This is a genomic window from Humisphaera borealis (assembly GCF_015169395.1).
Classification (GTDB): domain Bacteria; phylum Planctomycetota; class Phycisphaerae; order Tepidisphaerales; family Tepidisphaeraceae; genus Humisphaera; species Humisphaera borealis.
Map to the genome: position 1 here is coordinate 5,999,531 of NZ_CP063458.1, position 22,777 is coordinate 6,022,307.

A 22,777-nucleotide genomic window follows, 5' to 3' on the forward strand; every position below is an offset into this window, starting at 1 on the left:
GTTGTTGGCCGCGGACTTGAACCCGCCTTCACGGGGAAAGTGCTTATGGATCTGATTTTCGACGCCCCCTGGTGGCTTTACATCGTCCCGGCCATTGTCGGCATCGTGATGGCGTATCTCGGGTTGCGTAAGGGCGACAAAACCCTCCGCAGCGTCGGCGTCGGCCTGTTGCTCGTCGGCGTGGTGATCTTTATCGCCAGCAGGGCGGTCGAGACGGACACCGAGAAGGTCTCGCGTCAGTCGCGTGAACTGGTCGCGGCAGTCGAGAAAAGGGAGTGGGACAAGCTCAACGCGCTGATGGAACCAGATGCCGCCGTCACCCTGGCGGGCGTTGGTGAGATTTACAGCACCCGCGAGCAGATTGTCAGTGCGTGCCGCTCCCGGGCCGATGGCTCCGGCGTTACCGCACTCGCGATCACCGGCCTGGAACCGAAGCGCGAGGGCGCGGCGCAGATCAGCGCCGAAGTGCAGATCTACGTCACTGCCAACGACGGCGGGGGCCGGCCCTTCCCCACCGGGTGGCGCTTTGTCTGGGCACGCGCCGCCGACGGGCGGTGGCTCATCCACGACATCGAGGCGATCCAGATCGGCACCTATCGCCCCGCAGACGCCAGGCCTTGGTTTCCGAACGCCAAATGAGGACGAGGAAGCCATAGAGGCACCGAGACACGGAGGGCGGTCGTCTGTTCAAGGTCAATTCTCCAGGGCCGCCTACGCCTTCCACTCACGCCCCTGCCATTCGTGCAGCTGCGGGTAGTGCGTCAGGTCGAACTGCAATGGCGTGATCGTGATGTAGCCGTCGCGCAAAGCTGCGACATCCGTGTCGTCTTCGGTTTCGCCGAGTCGGAAGACGCTCGTATTCCAGTAGTAGCTCTTGCCGCGCGGGTCTTTTCGTTCTTCGTACGTGTCGTTCCAGGCGCGGTAGCACTGGCGGACGACCTTCATGCCGGTCGGCTGTTCGTCGGCGTTCAGTGGCGGCAGGTTCACGCTGCACACCTGCCCGCCTTTCAACCCCGCGGCCAGGATCTGTTCGATCGACTTGCGGGCGAAGTGCGCCGTGCGGGCGTAGTCGATGGGCTTATCGTTGCGGAGGTAGAGCGAGGTCGCGATCGCCGGCAGCCCGAGAAACGCCGCCTCGATCGCCGCGGCAACCGTGCCGCTGTAGATCACGTTGATGCCCACGTTAGCACCGCTGTTGATCCCGCTGATGACCAGGTCGGGCTGGCGCGGCAGAAGCTGGTTGACCGCCAGCTTCACGCAATCGGCCGGCCGGCCGTCCACCGCAGTCCCAGTGAAGACGCCTTCCACGTTCACCTGCTGGGTGAGAAGCGGGGTTGCAATCGTAATGCCGTGACCGGTGGCGGATTGCACCGTTTCCGGGGCGACCACCGTCACATCGCCGAGCTTCACGAGCTCGCGATACATCGCAACAAGGCCTGGGGCGCGAATACCGTCATCGTTAGTTAGAAGGATCAACATCGTTGCCGGACTATACTCAGGAGTGACCTTATAGTCCCCTCTTCCGGTATTCCGGGGGAGTGTTAGGGTGGGGGTTGCTTCGAGTTGCGGTCGGTCGCGTTTCCGTTTGTAAGCATGTCAATGCAAGCAAGAGTGCACCTGCGGTGCGACCGCTAACCGAACTACAAAACTCTCTTATGAACACCGCTGGAAGCAACCCCCTCCCTAACCCTCCCCCGGAGTACCGGCGGAGAGGATTGGTACTCACCCGCGAGCAGGTCCGCCGCATCGATCAGATCGCGATCGAAGACTTCGGCGTCCCCGGCATCGTGCTGATGGAGAACGCCGCCCGCGGCGCGGTGCAGGCGATCTACGACGAAAAGCTGTCGCACCAGAACGTCCTCATCCTGTGCGGCGGCGGCAACAACGGCGGCGACGGCCTGACGATCGGCCGCCACCTGCACAACGGCGGATCGCGGGTCACCATTGGTCTCTGCACCGACCCGGCGAAGTACCAGGGCGACGCCCTGATCAACTGGAACATCGTTCAGGCGATGAAGCTCGATCTGGCGGAGGCGACACCCGAATGGCTCGACGGCCGGTTGTTGTCTCGCGCTTTACCTGACAGGCCGACGCTATTGATCGATGCCATCTTCGGCACGGGTCTCACGGCGTCGCCACGCGACCCGTTCCCTGCGATTGCGGCCATCGTCCACCAATCGCAGATCCCCGTCGTCGCGATCGATCTGCCCAGCGGTTTGGACTGCGACACGGGACAGCCACTGGGCCGTGCTGCGATTCGCGCCGGACTCACCGTTACTTTCGTCGGCATCAAGCAGGGCTTCACCCGGCCGGGGGCCGACGCTTACACCGGGAGGATCAAGGTCGTCGACATCGGCTGCCCCGTCGCGGCCGTCCATCGGGCGATGCACGGCGGTCAAGATTCAACACCGTTTCCAGAGCAAAAGTGAAATCGGGCTCATCTAAGCCGAATTCATGCATCTCGTCCTAGGATGCCATCCCTATGGAACGAAGCCTCTGCAAATGCGGTAATGTGCTCTTCTTCGAAAGCTCGGTCTGCGTCCGTTGCCAGCGTGATGTCGGCTGGTGCACGACGTGCGGGAAGATCACATCACTCGAGCCACACCCGCAGGGCGGGTTCACCTGCAACACCAAGGGTTGCGGGGCCCACGTCGCCAAGTGCGAGAACTACGCCACCTACGACGTTTGCAACCGGACGATCCCCGCCGACAAGGCCGAGGTCGGGGCGTTGTGCGACTATTGCCGCTTTAACCGCACGATCCCAAACCTGGACGCCCCCGACAACAAGGTGATGTGGGCCCGCATCGAAGCGGCCAAACGCCGGGTGCTTTACGGCTTTGACCGCCTCGGACTGGTCTACGGCACCGCCGAGGACGGCGTCGTCCCGCCGCTGATGTTCGACTTCAAAACCGACGGCGGCGACGGCAAGCAATACCGCGACGTCGCCGGCGGCGAACAGGTCTTCACCGGTCATGACAACGGCGTCATCACGCTGAACCTGAAGGAAGCTGACCCGGTGCTGCGGGAAAAATCGCGCGTCGAGTTCGGTGAAGCGCACCGAACGCTCGTCGGCCACTTCCGGCATGAGATGGGCCACTACATCTGGGACGTGATGGTCAAAGGGCAGCGCGAGCCCGAGTGCGTCGCGCTGTTCGGCGACCACAACGCCGTCGCCTATGCCGACGCGCTGAACGCCTACTACCAGAACGGCCCGAAAGCCGACTGGCCGACGGCTTACGTGAGCGGTTACGCCACCATGCACCCCTGGGAGGACTTCGCCGAAACGTTCGCCAATTACCTCGACCTGATGGCAACGATCGAAAGCGCCCGCGACGGCAAAATGACGTCGATCAAGGACGAGGCCAAGTTCGACGACCTGACCGCCGAGTATGTTCGCCTCGGCATTGTGCTGAACGAGCTGAACCGCGGCATCGGCCTGATCGATTTCCTGCCCGAAGTGATCGTAGAACCGGTCAAGAAGAAGATGGCGTTCGTGCACAGCCTGACGAAGCTGGGGAAGAAGCGGTAACGCCTCACGGCGAAATCACTACCCAACCCACGGGCTCGCAGCGTAAACTGTTTGACATCGTGGCTTCGAACCTGCTTACGTCCTCTCCCAGCATCCCCACCATTGCCGATCTCCTCGATCGGCTCGGCGGCGTTCCGGCGTCGCGCGTCAGGTACTTTCCATTGCCGGGGTCTGCCACGGAACAAGACGTGATCGACATCGAAGCTCGCGAAAATCGCCTGTTCGAACTGGTCGATGGGACGCTGGTGGAAAAAGGTATGGGGTATCGAGAGTCAATGCTCGCGGTTGCGATCGCGTCGGCCCTGTTTGGTTTCGTCCGTCCAAGAAAGCTAGGACTGGTCGCGACGGCCGATGGCATGATGCGGATTCTTCCGGACCAGGTCCGTATCCCGGACGTCTCGTTCACCTCGCGGGAACGCCTGCCTGATGGCCGCGTGCCAACCGCGTCGATCCCTTCGATCTCTCCCGATCTCGCGGTCGAAGTGCTGAGCGAGAACAACACGGTTCGCGAAATGGAACGCAAGCGATCCGAGTACTTTCAAAGCGGAACACGGCTTGTCTGGATCGTCGATCCAATGCAGAGAACCGTTTCCGTCTATACCTCCCCCGACCAATACACTGCGTACGCTGCCGACCAATCCATCGACGGCGGCGACGTTCTGCCCGGCTTCACGCTGGATCTCGGATCCCTCTTCGCACTTTTGGATGAGTAACGCAGGCGTTAAGCATTCGCGATTAGCGGCATCTCTCAAACCTCGCCAGGAACCAGACCATGAATCCACTGCGTCACGGACGACGTCTGGCGATTGCCCTCTTTTGCGCCGCGACAATGGCCGGCTGTTCGCCGAGCCCAGGTACGATCGCACGGCCGACGCCGCCCATGTCGCAACCGGCGACGACCGTCACAGTGCCGCCCCGGGTTGTCACCCTTGGCCACAGCATCGAAGCCCGTCCGATCGTCCTGCACCTGTTTGGCGATACCGCCGTCGGCCCGGCGAACACGGTGCTGATCTTCGGCGGCATCCACGGCAATGAACCCACCAGCGCCGGCGTCTGCCGTGAGCTGGTCGCTTACCTCACCGCAAATCCCGACGCTTGGCAGGGCAGATGTGTTGCCATCCTTCCTGAAGCCAACCCCGACGGCCTGAATCGGCGGATTCGCACCAACAAGAACCTCATCGATCTCAATCGCAACTTCCCCGCGGCGAACTGGAAGAAAACCCGCCGCAGCAGCTTCTTCGGCGGCGACGCCCCGGCGACCGAGCCGGAGACGAAGGTGCTGATCAGCCTGATCGAGCAAAACAAACCCGCCCGCATCGTATCGGTGCATTCGATGGCCGACCCCTGCAACAACTACGACGGCCCCGGCGAAGCGCTCGCCGAGCGCATGGCGAAACACAACGGCTACCCGGTCAAGGCGAGCATCGGCTACCCGACGCCGGGCAGTTTCGGGTCGTGGGCGGGGGGCGACAAGCAGATCCCGGTGATCACGCTGGAACTGCCGAGCAGGGCGACGACGGAAGCGAGTTGGAAGGGGAATCGGGAGGCGCTACTCGCGGCAGTGCGTGGGTAATCAAAGCGCGCGAAACGGTCATCCTGAGGTACTCCGAAGGACCTGGCTGCACGCCGCAGAAGGCACCAGACGTCGGACGGCCTTCGCGGGCTGTCCGACGTCTGATGCTTTTCGGCCTTCGATACAAGGTCCTTCGGAGTACCTCAGGATGACAATTGGCAAACGATGATCGCAGGCGAGGAAGCTACTTCGCCGGCGTCCACACGCTCGTCTTCGCCTCCGTCGGGAAGTTCTCCGGCACCTTCTGCGTCACCTTCCCCGTCGCCGCCCATTCCGTGCCGCGGCAGAGTGTGACGACAAAACCCACGCACTTCATGCTGACATCATCGTGCCCCAGCGTGGTGTGGAAGACGCGGCCCTTGCCGTAGGCGATCGTCATCAGCATCGGTTCGTTCTCGCTGGTGCCGCCGGTCTCCTTGGCGCTGTACGCGGTCGCCAGGACGGTCACGTTCTCCGCCGGGCCGCCGAGGGTGGCGTAAAGCTCGTCGGCGGTGTGCAGCCACTTGGCGGGCAGGCCGGCGACGATGGGGTGGGCAGGTTCGCGGGTTTCGACCGCGAATTCGTGCCGCTTGCCATGCCCGCCGCGACCGCCGGGCTTGTTATCGACGACGACCTTGCCGTCGCGGAAGCGGAGCATCGGGCCGGACTTCTCATTCCGCCCACCCCAGCCGCCGACGCCGATCATCTTGTTGTATTCGACCCACTTCGGGAACGAATTGTTCGCCGCGTGCACCGGCACAAACCCGCCGCCGCCGGCGACATAGGCTTCGAACGCCTTCTTCGTCGGTTCCGACCAGTCTTCGCCGTTGTAGTTGGAGACGACAACCTGGTACTTGGCAAAGTCGGGTTTGAAGTCGTCCATCTTCTGCCCCTTGCCCGGCGCGGTGGCGACATCAATCGCGAAAAGGCCCGACTCTTCCAGCGCCGCCTTGATCAGCGGCGTGGTCTTCGCCCAGGCGTGGTTGTTCTGTCCGTCGATGAGCAGAACTTTGATCTTGGAAGTCGTCGCGGCCGAGTCGGCGGCGAATGCCGGAAGGGCGGTCAGGAACAGGGCAAGGCAGGCGGTCAGAGCGCGAAGCATGGGTTTCCTCCAAAGGGGTTGTCGCGAAGTTGTACCACTTCGCATTCATATTGTGGATCGGATTCCGGGTGGCATGAACTGGCGCACTCGCCTGGTGCGCGACCGACGTCATCGCAGTCAGGCGAACCACGGGCATTGCAGCTCCCGGTTCGCAACCTTTCCGCGCCCCGTCTATACTCCCCGCCCTCGGATGGCCAAGAAAACGATTCAACCAGCGCCCAAGACGTTCGAAGAAGCTCTCGCCGAGCTGGAATCGATCCTGAAACAGATCGAAGCCGGCTCCCTCGGGCTGGAAGACAGCCTGACGAAATACGAGCGGGGCAACTTCCTCATCCAGCATTGCCGAGGCGTCCTGAGCACCGCGGAAAAGCAGATTGAGCTGATCAGCGGGTCAGCCGAGGCCGGCGTGCGGACCACGACGATGGCACGCGAGATGGACGAAGACGACGAGAACGACGAAGACGACAAACCGTAACGCAGGGCTACAGCAGGTGTTCTTCAGGCCCAAAGGGTCGAGATCCCATAGCCCAGCCCGCAGGGCTGGGTTTCGGCGGGTTTCACTTGAGAGCCCCAACGGGGCGAGGTAAATCGTCACGGCTCACGCAACAGACACCGTTCTACCGCGGCCTTTCAGGCCTTTGCCGATAGGTTGCACTTTACCCCAGCCCGTTGGGCTGGGCTATGGGATCTCGGCCCTTTGGGCCTGAAGGTGGTCCCACTAAGCCCGATACGAACGCAACTCATGCAATTTCCCAGTGCATCTGCGATGCGACCGCTAATCCAGACCCTCCGACTGTTATGACGCCCACCGCCCAACCCGACGCGATCACGATCCTCAGCGAGCACGGCCGCACCGTCGATGCCGACCTGCGCCGGCTGCGCGACCGTTACGTCGAACAGGCACCCGTCCGCCTGCTCGATGCGATCGACTACAGCCTGCTCGCAGGCGGCAAACGCCTTCGGCCGACGCTCATCCTGGAAACCTGCCGTGCCTGTGGCGGAGACCCGGAGACCAATCCTTCCGCCCGCGCCGCCGCGACGGCGATGGAGCTCATCCACACCTTCAGCCTGGTCCACGACGATCTGCCGGCGATGGACGACGACGACCTCCGCCGGGGCCGGCCGACGAACCACAAGGTCTTCGGCGAAGCGATGGCCGTCCTCGCCGGCGACGCCATGACGACCATCGCGTTCGAGCTGATCGCGATTGAGGCCGAACCGGCGGTCGCGGCGAAGCTGATCGCCGAGCTCGCCGGCGCGTCCGGCCCGGCTGGCATGATCGGCGGGCAGGTGCTCGACATCGACGGCGAAGGCAAAAGCCTCTCGCTCGACCAGCTCCAGCAGATTCATCGACTTAAGACCGGCGCACTGCTGACGGCGTCATGCCGCATGGGAGCAATCGCGGGAGGGATCGGATCGGGCGGGGATCTTCCAGGGCACACTGTTTCAGAATACGCCCACGGACAGCAGTCCGTGGGTCTGGGATCACAAGGGCAAACAGGTGGAGCGACCAAAGACCCACGGACGGCTGTCCGTGGGCGTATGGATTCAGTTCTCGCGGTCACCAACTACGGTCGTCACCTCGGGCTCGCGTTTCAGATCGTCGACGACATTCTCGACGTTACCAGCACGCCGGAACAGATGGGCAAGGCCACCGGCAAAGACGCCGGAAAGGGCAAGAATACGTATCCAGGGTTGCTCGGACTCGACGAAAGCAGACGGATGGCAACGGCCGAACTCGCCGCGGCGCTCGAAGCGATCGAACCCCTTGGTTCTGCTGCGGACGGATTGCGGGCGCTGGCGCGGTTCGTGGTGGAACGAAACGTGTGATGTTTCGCATCTTTTAGCGCCATCCCCGAAGGGGTGGGCTCGACGCAGGACGCGAGGATCACCACCCGGATGGTGAGACGTTCGGAACTCGAAACCGTGACTCTCGAGCAAACCGTCCTTCGAGATCGCGCCAAGCCCACCCCTTCGGGGATGGCGCTAAAAGGGGTACTTCGTGAATCGGTTGAAACCGTACGCTTTGCGTTGTAAAGTATACACGAGTTGCCCCGTTGCGTATAACCCTCTGCCGAGATCGATCCCCATCTGCCGATGTTGACGCAGACCCGATCGGCGACTGTACTTACAGCGCGAGGAACGAGGCCTCACGAGGACCTGCTTGATGACACCGGCTCCGCTATTGGACTCCATCCGCAAGCCCGCTGACATTCGCGGCCTCGCGCCCGCCGAACTCGAATCCCTCGCCGGCCAGATGCGCCAGCGCATCTTCGAGGCCGTCAGCACCAACGGCGGACACCTTGCCTCCAACTTGGGTGTGGTCGAACTCACGATTGCTCTGCACTACTGCTACGACTTCGGCCCCTACCCCGGCGGGCCCGACTGGCTGATGTTTGACGTCGGCCACCAGTGCTACCCCCACAAGATGCTCACCGGCCGGGCCGGGCAGTTCGGCACGCTCCGCAAGCGGGGCTCGATCGCCGGCTTCCCCGTGCCGGAAGAATCGCCTTACGATCTTTTCGCTGTCGGCCACGCCGGGACCGCCATCAGCACCGCCGTCGGCATGGCGCGGGGATCGCAGCAGCAGGGGAAGAACAACCACGTGGTCGCGGTCGTCGGCGATGCGTCGATCGTCAACGGGCTGGCGTTCGAAGGGCTCAACAACGCCGGCACGCTCAAGCGGCAGATGCTGATCATCCTGAACGACAACGGCATGAGCATCAGCCAGCCGCAGGGCGCGTTCAGCGAGTACCTGGAGCGCGTCCGCGTCAGCACGACCTATGAAGAGTTCAAGCGGTTCAGCGAAAAGATTGTCCACCGCCTGCCGACGACCGTCGGCCATGCGATCGAACACGCCTGGGACGCCCTCTGCTCGAGCGTGAAGAGCGCCATGTGGGCCGGGCAGATGTTCGAGGCGATGGGCATCAAGTACATGGGCCCGATCGACGGCCACGACCTGCCGGGGCTCATCAACTTCCTGGCCGAGATCAAGCACGTCGACAAGCCCGTCGTTTTGCACGTCAAAACGCAGAAGGGCAACGGCTACGAGATCACCAAGAACGAGCCGACCAAGTTCCATTCGCCGGCGGCGTTCCGGGTGGAAGGCTCGCCGCTGGTGCAGAACGGGTGCCGGGTCGAGATCAACAAGGGCACCGGCAAGAACTGGACGACGGCGTTCGCCGACGCCGCGATCGCCGTCGCCAAGCGCGACAGCCGGGTCGTCACGCTGACGGCAGCGATGCCCGATGGCACCGGATTGTCGAAGTTCGAGAAGGAAATCCCCGAGCGGTTCATCGACACGGGCATCTGCGAAAGCCACCTGGTCGCGATGGCCGCCGGCATGGCCAAGACCGGGCTCCGCCCGATCGCCGCCGTCTACAGCACGTTCATCCAGCGGGCGTTCGACCAGGTCTGGCAGGAAGTGGCGCTCAACAAGCTGCCGGTGATCTTCGCCCTCGATCGCGCCGGCTACGTCGGCGACGACGGGGCGGTCCACCACGGGTTCTGCGACCTGGCGTTCCTACGCCCGCTGCCGGGCATGACGCTCATCGCCCCGACCGACGAAGCCGAACTCAACCGCGCCCTTCGGCTGTCGCTGAAGCTCGATACCGCCGTCGCCATCCGCTACCCGCGCGACAACGTGCCGACCTGCAACTTCGAAGAAGAAGTCCTTCCCGAGCTGCGCGAGCAGGCGTCGGGCGAATGGGAACTCGGCAAGAGCCGAATGCTGATCCGGCACGATGGGGAAGCCGATGCGACGCTGGTCGTCTACGGTGCCCTTGCCGGCAGCGTGCTGACGGCGGCCGAGCTGCTGTCGGCCGACGGCGTGAAGGTGGACGTCGTCGACGCCCGCTTCTGCAAGCCGATCGACGGCGCGATGCTCGCCCGCGTCCTGCGGCCCGGCCACCCGGTGCTGACGGTCGAAGACCACAGCCTGGAAAACGGCTTCGGATCGGCGGTTCTCGAATACGCCAACAGCCACCGCCTGCCGACCGACCAGATCACCCGCCTGGGCATGCCCGACCGAATGATCGTCCACATGACCCGCAAGGAACAGCTGACTGAGGTCGGCCTCGACCCGGCCGGAATCGTTTCGAGCGTGAAGCAGGCGATCGAACGCGCCGGCGAGCGATCGGACGTCGCACCGATGCCCGCCGAACGCTACGTGTGAAATCAACGTGCGAACGCAAATGCCCACGGACAGCAATCCGTGGGACAGACAGACCTGAGCTGCAAACAGTCGCGGCCCGCTCGAAATGACGAGCGGGCCGCGACTGTTTTTATGACTCTGGATGGTTGGAGCGATCGATGCTTACGCCTGCGGGGGCGGCGGGGCACCTGTTCCCGGTGGCGGCATGTAGGGCGGCTGACCCTGCATCACCGGCGCGAATCCCGCCGGCACCAGGCGTCCCGGCCCGAAGACTGCCGTCTTGCCGAGAATGTCATGCAGTGCCTGCTTCGCGCCACCCAGCGCGACGAACGACCCGGCGAAGAACACGAGCCAGACCACCTGACCGACATGCACCAGCCACTGCATGCTCAGTAATCCGCCGATCAGGTAGAAGACCCACATTCCGTACTTCAGTGCGCAGCGACGAATCATCTGCTGTTGGGTCGCCGGCGTACCGGCTTCGCCTTGCACCCTCAGCTTCAACAGCATCTTGCCGGGCGTCTGCCCCTTGAGAAACTCGATCGCGCCGATCGCCAGACCGAACAGGCCCAGGATCATGTTCGATCGGCCGCCATGCTTTTCGGCCCAGGCGTAGATTTCCGCCGTGGTCATCGACAGGATGTTGTCCGGCATTGCCGGCTTGACGACGGCCCAGACGATCTGCCAGAGGACGGCAATGATGACACCATCGATCAGATGGGCACCGAGTCGAATTCCGAAACCTTTTCGTTCGAGCATTCCGCAACTCCTTCCGCAAAAGTCCGGCACTGCCGCACGGGCAGGCGGACCGAGAGATGTGTGTGTCCGCCGCGACCACCCGGTCGCAACGTTCATTAAAATCATACCGGGATAGCGCCCAAACCCAAGCACAGTCTTTTCTTACATCAAGCGAATGCCAGGGGGCGACTTCGCGAGCAAAAGTCTGGGTTTGATAGTGACAAAGGTTCGCTCGAACGTATCGAGCGAACCCAGTCGCTTCCGACGGTGTCGGACTTTGATCGTGCATTACGCATGGGGTGGCGGGGTGGGCGAGGCAGGCTGCGTCGCCAGTGCCGGAATCGCCGAGCCGACCGGGCCCATGACGGCCGTCCTGGCTCGCACATCCCAGATCGCTTGGTTGGTCGCCTTCATCGGCTTGAGGCTCAGGACGACCAGTACGATGTAGCCGACGGCGACAACGAGATTGGCCAGTGCCGCCAGGATTCCGAGAACGGGGATGATCGACAGCAGCATGAACACGCCACTGGCCACGAACGGGCCCCAGCGAAGCAGGCCACGCTGGATCAGGTGGTCGCGGTTGGCGGGGCTGCCGTCTTCCATCGTCACCTTGAACTTCATGATCATCTTGCCCGGCGACTGCGCTTTGAGCAGTTCGATCGCCGGGTAGGCAATGTAAATCAGCCCGGCGAGAATCACACCGACGACACCCAGTCGCATCGCCACGCTGGCGGCAATGCCGACGATAAGTCCGTCGATGATGGCTGCGATCAAACGGGGGACGAGACCTTTGCGTTCCAACATGTCCTTCTCCTGCATCCCGGGGCGCTGAACAGCGCCAACCGAATGGTTTCTCCGTGAGGCCGATACGTCCTGCGCCGCCGGACGATCCCGCGACGCCGACATCGGTTACTTCACGACGTTAGATATGACACCGAACCCGGGAACAGACGGCAGACCGAAACAGGGCAGGGAGCGAACGTGACGTGGGGCGGCGGGGTGAACTGAATGTAGAACATGGAATGAAGAATGAAGAATAAGGAACGGAATAGACCTGAGATCCTGCCCAATTTGCCGCCGCACCCAACGGGCCGTTCTGCATTCTTCATTCTTCATTCTTCGTTCTTCATTCTTCATTCAGTCGGAGGCCCCGACGGCCGCGTTGCACCAGGGGCACCGCCCAGTTCCGTCCAGACCACCCCCACGCGAGCCATCTCCGTGGGTTTGGGCTGGATGCTGATCGGGCAAAGGCTGTCGTAGTCGACCGCCGACATCAGCAGGATGAACCGCTTGCCGTCGGTTTCAAAGAAAGGTTTCCGCCAGGCGAACAGCATGCCGTCGGCCTCGGCGGGGGAGAGGCCAGCGTCGATGACCCACTCGCGCAGCTCGGCCTCGCCCTGCACGGCCTTCCCCGTGCCGATGGTGTGCGTGGATGGATCAGCCTGCTTCCCCGACGCCGGCACGGGCACGATCTCGCCGGTCACTTTCCCACCGGCCACCGTGACATACATCCCGCGCCGCTGCGTCCGCCGGCTTCGGCGGGCGGTTTGGTCGAGGGCGTCGATCGCTGCGACCGAGGCATAATCCGGTTGCTCTTCGACACCGGCCGGCTGATCAACATCTGTGGTGCGAACCAACAGCAAGGTCCCGTTTCTCGTGGTCACGGAAGGGCCAGGCAATAGCCGTGTCGCCGAGCGATAGCGAAGGAAACGTCCCGACTCATTGTGGGAACTGAGCCAGGCCGATCCTTCAGGAGCCCTTGCCGACAGGTACGACAAGATTAGGTCGTCCGAGTTGGTGGACTGCGCCATCCACGGCGCTTTGACCGGCAGCACGATCAAGGACCTCCATTGAAACCCCACGGACATGGTTAAGTCGGTCGCGTCAGGTGGTATATATCGATCCAGCCAGGGTAGGGCGGCATACGGCTCACGTCTGGCGACAAAGGGATCCATCGCCTTGTTCCACTTCGTGGGAAAAACACCTCCCTCGTATCGGCGCTTGACACTCTGTCGGGAGGCATCTGGAAGTGGCGACGCGTGCGTGATACGACCACGTGAAACTTCCAGCGCCAGTCGAGCGACTAGTGGAAGGTTCGAATTCGCGTACAGAACGTGAAAACCCGATTGCCTCGGGTCGACCGCGGTCCTGCTGCTCTCGTCAAACAGCGCGTTCATCGACACTGCATCGACCGACGCCTGGACTTGTCCAAAGTGCCACACGCCCCATTCGGCAAACCGCAACTTAAGATTCGACGGGTTCGTGTTAGCGACGGCAAGTGCCATCGCTGCCGCGTTCCGTTCCGCAGAGGTAGGACCACGAATCACGCCATCGATCAGTTTCTCTCGAACTTCTGGCGTCCACAGAATCGGCCGCAGAGGGTCGGCTATGCCGTCTCCATCGACGTCGGCACCAACACCGGTTACCAGATTCGGAGGAATACTCATGGCGATTCCTCCCTGGGTCATCGTCGGCTCGTTACCGGACAAGTTGTATCCCAGCCACTCGGTAATTTGAGGATCCCGGCCAAACGCCAGACCGTCAGCCGCGGCTTCGCGCACTTCGGGATGCGTCGACTTCAGCGCGGCGGTCAGCAGTCGCAAATCTGCCGGACAGCGGAGAAATCCGAGCAGCCGCAAGGCACAACCTTGAATTGTCACGTCGCCGTCGGTCGTTGCGGAATCGCGGATCTGTCGCAACGGCTCGTCTCGTGTGGCACTGTCTTCAACAAGTACGGTAATCGCACCTAGTCGCACCCTCTTCTCGCCGTGCTTTCTGGCCGACCAAAGTGCGCGGTGGATGTCGACTTCCGGAAGCCAAGCGGGGACAGAGAACGTACCATCGAGCCGACTCCCCCAATTGCGAACCATTACCTGCGTCAGCGACATGCCCTCGCGCTCGGTCGCCCAGTGATTTCCCAGTCGAAACGCCCATCCGAAGCCGACACATCCGCCGGCGACCAACGCCATGGCAACTCCAGCCACCAAGACGCGACGCTGCAAGATCGGCCTTCCGCGCGGTGCCGAGTAGACCCGACGAGCCACGAAGCCGATCAAGACTCGGCCGACACCGCCGGCAAGTGCAGCCCCCCAAAGAAGCAGGCCGCCGACATACAGATAATCCGTCCACACCACCAACGGCCGATCCAGCGCTCGCAGATTCGGGTCCGCAAAATACCGCAGGTCGTGCAGCGCAAACCGCCACTCCCAGATGTTCCCCTCCTGCGGCCGGGTCGTGGCGGCGATGGCGGCGGTGGCGACGAACATCAGCAGCACCGTCGGCCAGCCGATGGGCGACATCAGCCTTCTGGCCAGCCAGCCGGGCCGGCGGCCCATGTTCATCGTGCGGGGGACCGCCGGGTCATACGCCAGCCCGCATTCCGGACAATTCCGGCTGTCGATGCCCCGCAGCGGATAGCCGCACCCGCGGCAGGATCCGACAACGGTGGGTGACGGGTCGGCGGTCGGCATGGCGTATTATTGTCGGTATCCCATGAACGAAGCGAAAGACCTTTGTGCATTCCCTGCGTGAAATGCACATCGCTTGCCTGAGAGCATGTGACATTTGAAGGAGCCGCGCACGGAGTGTACTCACGCAGTAAGCGGGAGGGGGCCCCGGACCGTCGCAGATCCCGGACCGTCACAGTTCCCGCTTACTTCGTGAGTACACTCCGTGCGCGGCTCCTTCAATGTCACACGCTCTCAGGATGGCCGGAGGGTGTGGGTCGCAAATACTTCCAACGTTGACCGACCCATTTCGCGTGTCATACTTCCGTGGAAGATCCCGCGACAAAGTCGCTGGGCTCTCTTTGCAACGTCTTGCCGAAATGCATTGGAGGGTTTCCCGTGACCGTTTTGCCGAATCGCAACATCGTTCGTGCCTCCCGCTCCTCCGCAGTTCGCACTGAGGCGCAAGTCGCCACCCGCTCGGCCGTCGAACGGCTGGAAGACCGCCGGCTGTTCACCGTCTCGCTGCTGTCGGCCATCGCGACGCCGATCTCTTCGACCCCCACCGGCGACCCGGCCGCCCCGGTCATCGCCGACTTTGACGGCGACACCAAGCTCGACGTGCTCGTCGCCTTCCCGGCACCGTCCGCGATCGCGTCGGGGTTCATCCAGTTCGGCAAGGGTGACGGGGCAGGCGGGTTCGCGTTTTCGACCGCGGTCGATGTTGGCATCTTCACCGGCCGGCCGGTGGTGGGGGACTTCAACAATGACGACCTCCTCGACATCGCCGTCACCAACGCCTTCGGCGGCGAGGTGAAGGTCATCCGCGGCAACGGCAACGGCACCTTCGGGTCGATCAGCGCTTTCGCCGCCGGGGTCAGCCCCGAGGCGCTGGCGGCGGCCGACTTCAACGCCGACGGGTTCAGCGACCTGGTCGCCGGCAACCGCAGCGGTAATTCGGTCTCGGTCTACCTCGGCAACGGCACGACCACGCTCGGCGCGGCGACCACCATCAACACCGCGACCGACCCGGCCACCCTCGCGATCGCCGATTTCACCCAGGACGGCAAGCTCGACATCCTCGTCGGCGCCAGCGGCGGGCAGGGGTCGGCCAACGGCGTGCTGCAGGTATTTACCGGCCGGGCCGACGGCACGTTCGATACCACCCCGGTCGCCACCCTCGGCCCCCGCGGCGTCACCGCCGTCGCCGACATCGACAGCGACAACGGGCCCGATGTCATCATCGGCGTGTCGGACAAGGATAAGGCGGTCGCCTCGCTGAACGGCGGCATCGGAACCTTCTCGGCCGTCCCCGGATCTCCCACCAGCGGCGCGACCAAGGCGGCCGTCGCCGCCGACATGGACGGCGACAGCACCACCGACCTGGTCACTGCCGTCAACGGACGGATCGACATTCTGACCGGCAACGGCAACGGCACCTTCGCCAAGGCGGTTTTGTTTGATGCCGCCGGCGGTTCCGGTCCCGCCGTCGCCGACCTCAACGGCGATGGACGCGGCGACGTCCTGACGATCGCCGCCGTCTCCGGTCAAACCGCCAACCGCACGCTCAACGTATCGCTCGGCCGGCGGATCGGGCCGGACCTGTCCGTCGCGATCGTGTCGGCGATTCCGACGGCGGCACTGACCTCGCAGAACAGTGACCTGGTCGTCCGCGTGACCAACACCGGCAACGCGAAAGTGAGCGAGACCGTCACCCTGCAGTTGTATACGAGCGAAGACACAACGATCGACGACAACGACGCGCTGCTGACACAGGCCTTCCCGAAACTGAATCTCGCACCCGGCAAGAGCAAGACCTTCAAGCTGAAGTTCGCATTCGGGCTGACCCCGGGGGTCTTCAACCTGATCAGCCGCGTCGATCCCAGCGGCGCGACCGGCGACCTGAACCTAGCCGACAACACGGCGATCTCGAGCAGCACCGTAACGGTGGGCCAGGCATTCATCGACCTGTCCGCGGCGATGCCCGTGTCGCCGACCGGCACCATTTTGGCCGCCAATACCGCGAAGTTTGAGATCCGCGCCACCAACGTGGGCAACGTGCCGGCCAAGGGAAGGGTCAGCTTCTCGGTCGTCGCCAGCGCCGACGCCGAGATCACCGAAGACGTCGATCTGCTTCTTCGCACCAAGCTGGTCAACGTCAAGCTCAACCCCGGCCAGACCAAGTCCGTGAAGTTCAGCATCAAGCTGGCGGGCCTCCCGGCCGGTTCTTACTTCTTCATCGCGGCGATCGACCAGGGCAACGCGTTCGTGGACGCCGACGTCAGCAACAACGTGGCGGCGGGCAGCGCACCGGTTACGGTACAGTGAGCCATTCAGTCACTCATGGTGATCAGCCACCGTTCGTCCTTGCGATAGCCAAACAGAGGTAAGCCGATGACCGCCACCTGGACCCGTCGCCACGTTCTGGGAACCGCGGCTGGCGTGCTGGCCGCAGGCGTGTTGCGACCGGCGTTCGCCGCCGACAAGCCTCGCATTCGCGTCGGGCAGATCGGCACGTCCCACGCCCACGCTTCCAAGCTGTCGGTCTATCGCGATTCGCCCGACTACGACGTGGTCGGCATCGTCGAGCCCGATGATGCCCGGTGGGAGAAGGCCAAGGAGCAGCCGGCCTATCGCGGGCTCACCCGGATGACCGAAGAGCAGCTCTTCAACTCCGCCGGCCTGGCGGTGGTGCTGGTGGAGACGGCGGTCGAAGACCTGGTTCCCACCGGCACGCGGTGCCTTGAAGCCGGGTTCCACATTCACCTCGACAAGCCGGCCGGCCCGGAACTGGCTCCGTTCGCAAAACTGCTCGAAATCTCAACGGCCAGGCAGCGCATCGTCCAGATGGGCTACATGCTTCGCTACAGCCCGGCGACCCGGCTTCTGCAGCGGCTCGTCAAGGAAGGCGCGATGGGCGATGTCTTCGAGGTGACCGCCGTCATGAGCAAGGTCGTCAGCGCCGGCGAGCGCAAGAGCCTGGCGAAGTTCCCCGGCGGAATGATGTTCGAGTTGGGCTGCCATGTGATCGACTCGGTCGTCGGGCTGCTCGGCAAACCGACCCGGATCGTCGCGTTTCCGCAGTCGGTCGTGCCCGGCGACGGCCTTCGCGACAGCATGCTCGCGGTGTTCGAATACCCTAAAGCGACCGCGACCGTGCGGTCCAGCGGGTTGGAAGTGGACGGCGGCAATCGCCGGCAGTTCGTCGTCTGCGGCACCGGCGGAACGCTCAAAACCGAGCCGCTGGAACCGCCGGTGGTGCGGCTGTCACTGGCCAAGGCGCACGGCGAGTTCAAGAAGGGGACGCAGGAGGTGCCGATGCCGAAGTACTCTCGCTACGTCGGCGACGCCGCCGACATGGCCGCCGTCATCCGCGGGGAAAAGCCGCACGACTATCCGCCGGCCCACGACCTTCTCGTGCACGAATGCGTGTTGAAGGCGTCGGGCGTGTTGTGACGGCAATGCCGAAGAGAATGCAAAATGCAAAACATGCAATGAAAAACGCAAAGCGGGCCGCCTCGCCGTTTTGCGTTTTTCATTGCATGTTTTGCATTTTGCATTGAGTGAGGGCCGGCCGTACCCGCGCAATCACACAACCGGTCATCGTTCACGATGCGGTGGGCTGAAGCCCACCCTACTTTTTGGGTTTGGGCGGCGTGGAGGGGCGGGTGGTGGAATTGAGGCGGGGGACCATGTTCAGGTCGTGCGTCTTGACGACGTTCTCGATCGCGTTGGGTGCCGTGAACGTGGCGATCTGTAACTGCTGATCCCACAGCCGGGCCTGGTGGCTGCGAATCTGCTGGTGCAGCTCTGCGTTCTGGTAGCCGATCTCCAGGTTCTGCTGCCGCAGTTGCAGCACGGCGATCGCCAGTGAAGCGCCACTCAGGATGCAGATCAGCAGCTTAATCATGGGAGTTGATCACGCGTGACGGAGGAGGATTCGCGGTACGCCTCAGGCGGCCGACTGCGACGGCTGCGGTTCCGACCGCTGCTGGAAGAACGTAAACGCGACGCCACCCTGCGTATCGGTTTCGTCGATCAGGTCCCACGGCGTCAGCGCCGGCGACGACGCCTCGGCGACGATCGTCGGAAGCGCCACCCGCGACGGCGACGTGCGGGAACGGGAGCGAATGGACCGGTACGCGAGCCGCGTCAGCGACAGTGCCCGCGTCAGGGCGAACATCTCGCCGCGGTCCGTCGCATTCAGACTTTCCTCGCCAGTGGGAATGCGCGACTTGGACATCTCTCGAACTCCATTCCGGTACAACTTGATTGGCGGCTCAGCCACCATTACGAATGATGCGGGCGGGAGGATCGCAAACTTCGTTGCCGATTGCTCGCGAAAACATCCCGAATCGCAACAACTCGCGACAAATCATGATGTTTTTACGCCGTTACCGTCATGCCGAACGTTTCACCACGGCGTTCATCATCAGGCCTCCGGCCTCTCACCAAGATGACGAAACCTTCGTACGGCGTCAGGATTGAACGCCAAGACGCCGAGACGCCAAGACACCAGGAGTTGCCTTGCCTTGAATCGCGTTCTTGGTAACTCGGCGTCTTGGCGTTCATCACTTCTATTTTCGGCGCAGGACACGAAAGGTTCTGTACCTCTTCCTCACTGTAGGTTGCGCCATTCACAGACGGGGAAGTCCTCTGTGATTTCTCCGTGTCTTCCGTGGTCTCCGTGGTGAGGCTTTGAACCCGCATTGGTCTGGTTAGTTAGTTCACCGACGCCGTCGATCCAGCCGCCCGCGGCAGGCGGATGCGCTGATTGGCGTGAACTGTCTCGCCGCCTTTGAGCACGTCGGCGTTCAAGTCCTTGATCTGCTGCCAGAGGTTGCCGTTGCCGAGCTCACTGGCGGCAATCCGCCAAAGGTTGTCGTTCTCCTTGACGGTGTACCAGTAGGTGTTCGGCGCAGAAGCCGGCGGCTTGCGGAACGGGCCGGTCTGGGCGGCGACGGGCGGGGTCGGCTGTCCGGGCGCGGGACGACCCGGAGCGGGATTCCCCGGCGGTGTTTGTCCTGGCGCAGCAGGCTTGGGCTCGGTCGCCTGGGCGACCGCGCCGGCACTGGGGATCACATAGCTCTTGCCGAGGATGACCGGATTGCCTTCGGCCTGCAGCGACGGATTGGCCTTGATGAGTGCCTCGCGGTTGGCCTTGCTGTTGGCACCCATCGTCCTGGACGCGATACGCGAGACGCTGTCGCCGGCCTCGGCGATGTAGGTCTTCGGTGGGACGACCGGCGGGGCGGCGGGCTTGGGGGGCGTCGGCTGGCCCGGGCCACCGACCGCCATCAGCTCGTCGGGATGACGGGCCACCAGGTCCGGCAGTCGGCCGTCGCCACGCACGCCGTTGTTCACGACGACCGGCGGCTGGCCGGCGCCGCGCGACGTGTCGGGCGCAATCGTGATCGGCGGAGACGACGAATCAGGGCCGATCTGCACGACCGGCGGACGCACCGGCTCGGCGCGCTTCTTGTCCAGATCGGCGCGGGTCGGGATCTGCGCCTGCGGCGTCGTCACGCTCTGGCGGACGCTGTCCCCAATGTCGGACTGGGCGGCAGGCTTGGGGTCGGTCGTGGTGGCGGTGTGATCCGTCAGCAGGATGGCGACAACAATGATAAACGCCAGGCCGACGAGCAGGCCGATCTTGGTTTCGCGAGTCATTTCGAAGAGGTCCTTTGTCACTCGTCCTCGGTCACTCGTGCACCCGGAAGTTCGGGAGGTTTGCACAAGTGACTGGTAACCAGTGACCAATGACAGGGGATCGCACAGAAGCGCGATCCACGTCGGACCTCAGCGCTTCTCAGCGACCCTCAGCTTGGCGGACCGTGACCTGGGGTTCAGCGCGGTTTCTCGATCGGAGGGAATGACGGGCTTGGAGGTGAGAACCTGCAACTGCCCGACCTGCTCTGCCGTTCGAAACGCCTGCTTGACCAGCCGGTCTTCCGTCGAGTGGAAGCTGATCACCGCAAAGCGACCGCCGGACGCCAGAGCCTTTGGAGCCTCCCGAAGCAACGCTTCGAGGTTCTCCATTTCCTGGTTAACGGCCATCCGCAGGGCCAGGAAGGTTCGAGTGGCAGGATCGATCTTTTGCGGGGCTCCGCCCCGGTTCGACGGGATGGCAGAACGCACGACGTCTGCCAACCGGTCCGTAGTAACAATCGGCGAGAGTTTCCTCTGTTCGACAATTTTTCTGGCGATTCGACGACTGAATCTTTCGTCGGCGAGCTGAAACAGCAGATCGGCGAGCGGCGTCTCGTTCATCTGGGCGATCAGGTCGGCCGCCGATCGGGGAATCCTCGGGTCGACACGCATGTCCAGCGGCATCGGCTGGGCGAACGACAACCCGTAGTGCTGGTCGAACAGCTGATTCGTGCTGATGCCCAGGTCGGCCAGAATCCCGTCCACGTGGAGCGGGCCGGTGAGCGGGCGGACCGCAGGTCCCCTCTTCTTTGGGACCGAGTCGCTTTTCTTAGCGTCCGAATCGCTTTCCTCGGGGTTTGAATCGCTTCCGATCACCTCCAGCACGTCCGGCAGCTCGGCGAAGTTGGCGTGAAAGAGCCGAACCCGGCAGGGCACGCCCTCGAGCCGCGACTGCGCGAACGCGAGGTTTCGCGGGTCGACGTCCAGGCCGATCAGCAGCCCGTCCGGGCCCAGCCGCTCGGCGATCGCCCGCGCATGCCCGCCCCGGCCGAGCGTGCAATCGACGATCGTCTTGCCGGGTGCGACTTGAAGCGCATCAAGCGTCTCGGCGAGCAGCACGGGGTCGTGCCCGGTGGCGGGGAGGTCCATGCGACTAGTTGTAGAGGCAACCGCAACGCGGCGAAAGCGATCCATAAGACACCCGTGTCTGAGCGGTACCCCGCGAAGACCCGGATTCTTGCGTTGGACGAAAGCGATGTCGCACTACCGGGCGGACATCGGACGTCGAACACCGAACGTCGAAGCGTTCAAGCGCTAAAGCAATGAAACCCCGTTCCGCACGACCCATACGACGCCGGAGTCTGAGCGGCACGGCGAATCAGTGACACGGGCTTCCAGCCCGTGCTGGCGATGTTGCAGTTGAGAAAATACAGATATGTCGATTCTCCCTACTACGATGTCGCACGCACGGGCTGGAAGCCCCTGTCACTAACTGAGCGATCCGTCGGACACGGTACATGAGGGCCGTAACGCCTGCACGCCGCCGCGCCGAAAGAGCCCAAGTGATCGATCACGGGTCCAGTCCGGCTGCAGCCGCCAGCCGGTCCAAAGGACTCATCACGCCGATCTGCGGCTTGTTCATCACGTGCGTGTAAATCATCGTCGTGCCGACATCGGCGTGGCCGAGCAACGTCTGCACCTGCCGGATGTCATAACCCGCCTCCAAAAGATGCGTCGCGAAACTGTGACGGAACGTGTGCGGCGACACCCGTTTGGCGATGCCCGCCTCCTGCGCCGCCGACGACACCCTCCGCCCGAACGCGCCGGCGTCGGCGAACCAGCGATAACCCCGACCGGACTCATCTCGCCGCATCACTTTGCTGGCGAACAAAAACTGCCATCGCCAGTCCTGTTGGCTGTAGGGCATTCTGTGCCGTTCGGCATCACTGACGGGCACAAACCCGCCGCCCTGGCGAACGTCCCTCGCGTGCCGGTGGCGCACCTTCTGGACTTGTGACCCGAGCCGGCCGCCCAGTGACTTGGGCAACATGACCAGCCGGTCCTTGTTCCCCTTGGCTGCGCGGACGTGGATATGACCGCGATCGAAGTCGAGATCCCGCAGGCGGAGCGTGCAGCACTCGTTGACCCGCATACCGGTTCCATAAAGAAGTTCGGCCATCAGCCCGACGATCGCTGGACGCAGATGCGCGATCACTCGCTGAACCTCGCTGGTGGAGAGAACCACCGGCAGGCGCTGGGGGCGTTTGGCGCGCAGGGCGCTGAACTTTCCCAGATGCTCGGGCCCGAGTTCGTCGACGAGCACCTTGTTGTAAAGGAAGACCACGGCGCAGGCGGCCTGGTTCTGGCTGGAGGCGCTGAGCCTGCGGTCGGCGGCGAGATGGGTGAGGAAGGTCGCCAGTTCCGGCCCGCGTAGTTCCCGCGGATGCCGCCACCGATCGCCGACCCGGCTGAAGCGAAGGAAGTCTTCGATCCAGTTTTGGTAACAGTCGATGGTGTTCCTGGCCAGGTGGTGGAATTTGGCCGCGCGATGGAATTGTTCCATGACCCGCATATTTACCTAACATAGCGCAGGTTTGCGGTTTGTCAA

At 63.3% G+C, this 22,777-nt stretch carries 22 protein-coding genes; 12 read left to right on the forward strand and 10 right to left on the reverse strand.

Annotation, left to right across the window (positions count from 1 at the left end):
- The first annotated feature begins 45 nt into the window (after positions 1 to 45).
- Positions 46 to 639 carry a nuclear transport factor 2 family protein gene (locus IPV69_RS22590; protein ID WP_206291993.1) on the forward strand — a complete coding sequence of 198 codons (594 nt, stop codon included), beginning with the start codon at positions 46 to 48 and terminating at the stop codon, positions 637 to 639.
- A 72-nt stretch (positions 640 to 711) separates the two neighbouring features.
- Here IPV69_RS22590 and surE read toward each other — a convergent pair whose 3' ends face one another.
- On the reverse strand, positions 712 to 1,479 hold the full coding sequence (gene surE / locus IPV69_RS22595) for a 5'/3'-nucleotidase SurE (RefSeq protein ID WP_206291994.1): 768 nt from the start codon (positions 1,477 to 1,479) through the stop codon (positions 712 to 714).
- 176 nt (positions 1,480 to 1,655) lie between these two features.
- Between surE and IPV69_RS22600 the strand changes: the two genes are divergently transcribed.
- From IPV69_RS22600 to IPV69_RS22615, 4 genes are read left to right on the forward strand one after another with little or no spacing between them, the layout of a single operon-like run.
- On the forward strand, positions 1,656 to 2,429 hold the full coding sequence (locus IPV69_RS22600; RefSeq protein WP_206291995.1) for an NAD(P)H-hydrate epimerase: 774 nt from the start codon (positions 1,656 to 1,658) through the stop codon (positions 2,427 to 2,429).
- Positions 2,430 to 2,482: 53 nt separating this feature from the next.
- Positions 2,483 to 3,529, forward strand: coding sequence for a zinc-binding metallopeptidase family protein (locus IPV69_RS22605; protein WP_206291996.1), 1,047 nt, complete (start codon positions 2,483 to 2,485; stop codon positions 3,527 to 3,529).
- 59 nt (positions 3,530 to 3,588) lie between these two features.
- Positions 3,589 to 4,242 (forward strand): Uma2 family endonuclease, encoded by a 654-nt coding sequence (locus IPV69_RS22610; RefSeq protein ID WP_206291997.1) that lies wholly within the window; start codon positions 3,589 to 3,591, stop codon positions 4,240 to 4,242.
- Between the two features lie 59 nt (positions 4,243 to 4,301).
- Positions 4,302 to 5,102 carry a M14 family zinc carboxypeptidase gene (locus IPV69_RS22615; RefSeq protein ID WP_206291998.1) on the forward strand — a complete coding sequence of 267 codons (801 nt, stop codon included), beginning with the start codon at positions 4,302 to 4,304 and terminating at the stop codon, positions 5,100 to 5,102.
- 184 nt (positions 5,103 to 5,286) lie between these two features.
- On the opposite strand, the gene IPV69_RS22620 is transcribed toward IPV69_RS22615, so the two are convergent.
- A complete protein-coding gene (locus IPV69_RS22620) occupies positions 5,287 to 6,183 on the reverse strand; it encodes a ThuA domain-containing protein (RefSeq protein ID WP_206291999.1) in 897 nt (298 codons plus the stop codon).
- Positions 6,184 to 6,373: 190 nt separating this feature from the next.
- Here IPV69_RS22620 and xseB point away from each other — a divergent pair, with 190 nt between their 5' ends.
- From xseB to dxs, 3 genes are all read left to right on the forward strand, one after another.
- The gene (xseB, locus tag IPV69_RS22625) at positions 6,374 to 6,658 is read left to right on the forward strand and encodes an exodeoxyribonuclease VII small subunit (RefSeq protein ID WP_206292000.1); all 285 of its coding nucleotides are present in this window, start codon (positions 6,374 to 6,376) and stop codon (positions 6,656 to 6,658) included.
- A 323-nt stretch (positions 6,659 to 6,981) separates the two neighbouring features.
- The gene (locus tag IPV69_RS22630) at positions 6,982 to 8,013 is read left to right on the forward strand and encodes a polyprenyl synthetase family protein (protein WP_206292001.1); all 1,032 of its coding nucleotides are present in this window, start codon (positions 6,982 to 6,984) and stop codon (positions 8,011 to 8,013) included.
- 337 nt (positions 8,014 to 8,350) lie between these two features.
- Positions 8,351 to 10,357, forward strand: coding sequence for a 1-deoxy-D-xylulose-5-phosphate synthase (dxs, locus tag IPV69_RS22635; protein WP_206292002.1), 2,007 nt, complete (start codon positions 8,351 to 8,353; stop codon positions 10,355 to 10,357).
- 141 nt (positions 10,358 to 10,498) lie between these two features.
- On the opposite strand, the gene IPV69_RS22640 is transcribed toward dxs, so the two are convergent.
- The 3 genes from IPV69_RS22640 to IPV69_RS22650 form a co-directional block, all read right to left on the reverse strand.
- Positions 10,499 to 11,095 carry an RDD family protein gene (locus tag IPV69_RS22640; RefSeq protein ID WP_206292003.1) on the reverse strand — a complete coding sequence of 199 codons (597 nt, stop codon included), beginning with the start codon at positions 11,093 to 11,095 and terminating at the stop codon, positions 10,499 to 10,501.
- Positions 11,096 to 11,362: 267 nt separating this feature from the next.
- A complete protein-coding gene (locus IPV69_RS22645) occupies positions 11,363 to 11,878 on the reverse strand; it encodes an RDD family protein (protein WP_206292004.1) in 516 nt (171 codons plus the stop codon).
- Between the two features lie 329 nt (positions 11,879 to 12,207).
- On the reverse strand, positions 12,208 to 13,962 hold the full coding sequence (locus IPV69_RS22650; protein WP_206292005.1) for a HEAT repeat domain-containing protein: 1,755 nt from the start codon (positions 13,960 to 13,962) through the stop codon (positions 12,208 to 12,210).
- Between the two features lie 322 nt (positions 13,963 to 14,284).
- On the opposite strand from IPV69_RS22650, the gene IPV69_RS22655 reads away from it, so the two are divergent.
- The 3 genes from IPV69_RS22655 (at position 14,285) to IPV69_RS22665 (ending at position 17,976) form a co-directional block, all read left to right on the forward strand.
- A complete protein-coding gene (locus IPV69_RS22655; RefSeq protein WP_206292006.1) occupies positions 14,285 to 14,491 on the forward strand; it encodes a hypothetical protein in 207 nt (68 codons plus the stop codon).
- 428 nt (positions 14,492 to 14,919) lie between these two features.
- The gene (locus tag IPV69_RS22660; protein ID WP_206292007.1) at positions 14,920 to 16,848 is read left to right on the forward strand and encodes an FG-GAP-like repeat-containing protein; all 1,929 of its coding nucleotides are present in this window, start codon (positions 14,920 to 14,922) and stop codon (positions 16,846 to 16,848) included.
- 66 nt (positions 16,849 to 16,914) lie between these two features.
- Positions 16,915 to 17,976: a Gfo/Idh/MocA family protein gene (locus IPV69_RS22665; protein ID WP_206292008.1), complete on the forward strand. Its 1,062-nt coding sequence runs from the start codon at positions 16,915 to 16,917 to the stop codon at positions 17,974 to 17,976.
- 178 nt (positions 17,977 to 18,154) lie between these two features.
- Here IPV69_RS22665 and IPV69_RS22670 read toward each other — a convergent pair whose 3' ends face one another.
- The 5 genes from IPV69_RS22670 to IPV69_RS22690 all read right to left on the reverse strand — a co-directional run bounded on the left by IPV69_RS22670 (position 18,155) and on the right by IPV69_RS22690 (position 22,681).
- On the reverse strand, positions 18,155 to 18,430 hold the full coding sequence (locus IPV69_RS22670; RefSeq protein WP_206292009.1) for a hypothetical protein: 276 nt from the start codon (positions 18,428 to 18,430) through the stop codon (positions 18,155 to 18,157).
- A gap of 42 nt (positions 18,431 to 18,472) precedes the next feature.
- The gene (locus IPV69_RS22675; protein WP_206292010.1) at positions 18,473 to 18,763 is read right to left on the reverse strand and encodes a hypothetical protein; all 291 of its coding nucleotides are present in this window, start codon (positions 18,761 to 18,763) and stop codon (positions 18,473 to 18,475) included.
- 479 nt (positions 18,764 to 19,242) lie between these two features.
- Entirely contained in the window at positions 19,243 to 20,190 is a 948-nt protein-coding gene (locus IPV69_RS22680) for a LysM peptidoglycan-binding domain-containing protein (protein ID WP_206292011.1), read from the reverse strand.
- Positions 20,191 to 20,319: 129 nt separating this feature from the next.
- Positions 20,320 to 21,318, reverse strand: coding sequence for a 16S rRNA (cytosine(1402)-N(4))-methyltransferase RsmH (gene rsmH, locus IPV69_RS22685; RefSeq protein WP_206292012.1), 999 nt, complete (start codon positions 21,316 to 21,318; stop codon positions 20,320 to 20,322).
- A 421-nt stretch (positions 21,319 to 21,739) separates the two neighbouring features.
- A complete protein-coding gene (locus tag IPV69_RS22690) occupies positions 21,740 to 22,681 on the reverse strand; it encodes an integron integrase (protein ID WP_241180029.1) in 942 nt (313 codons plus the stop codon).
- Between IPV69_RS22690 and IPV69_RS27380 the strand changes: the two genes are divergently transcribed.
- A complete protein-coding gene (locus IPV69_RS27380; protein WP_241180044.1) occupies positions 22,613 to 22,756 on the forward strand; it encodes a hypothetical protein in 144 nt (47 codons plus the stop codon). The genes IPV69_RS22690 and IPV69_RS27380 overlap by 69 nt on opposite strands.
- Positions 22,757 to 22,777: the final 21 nt, after the last annotated feature.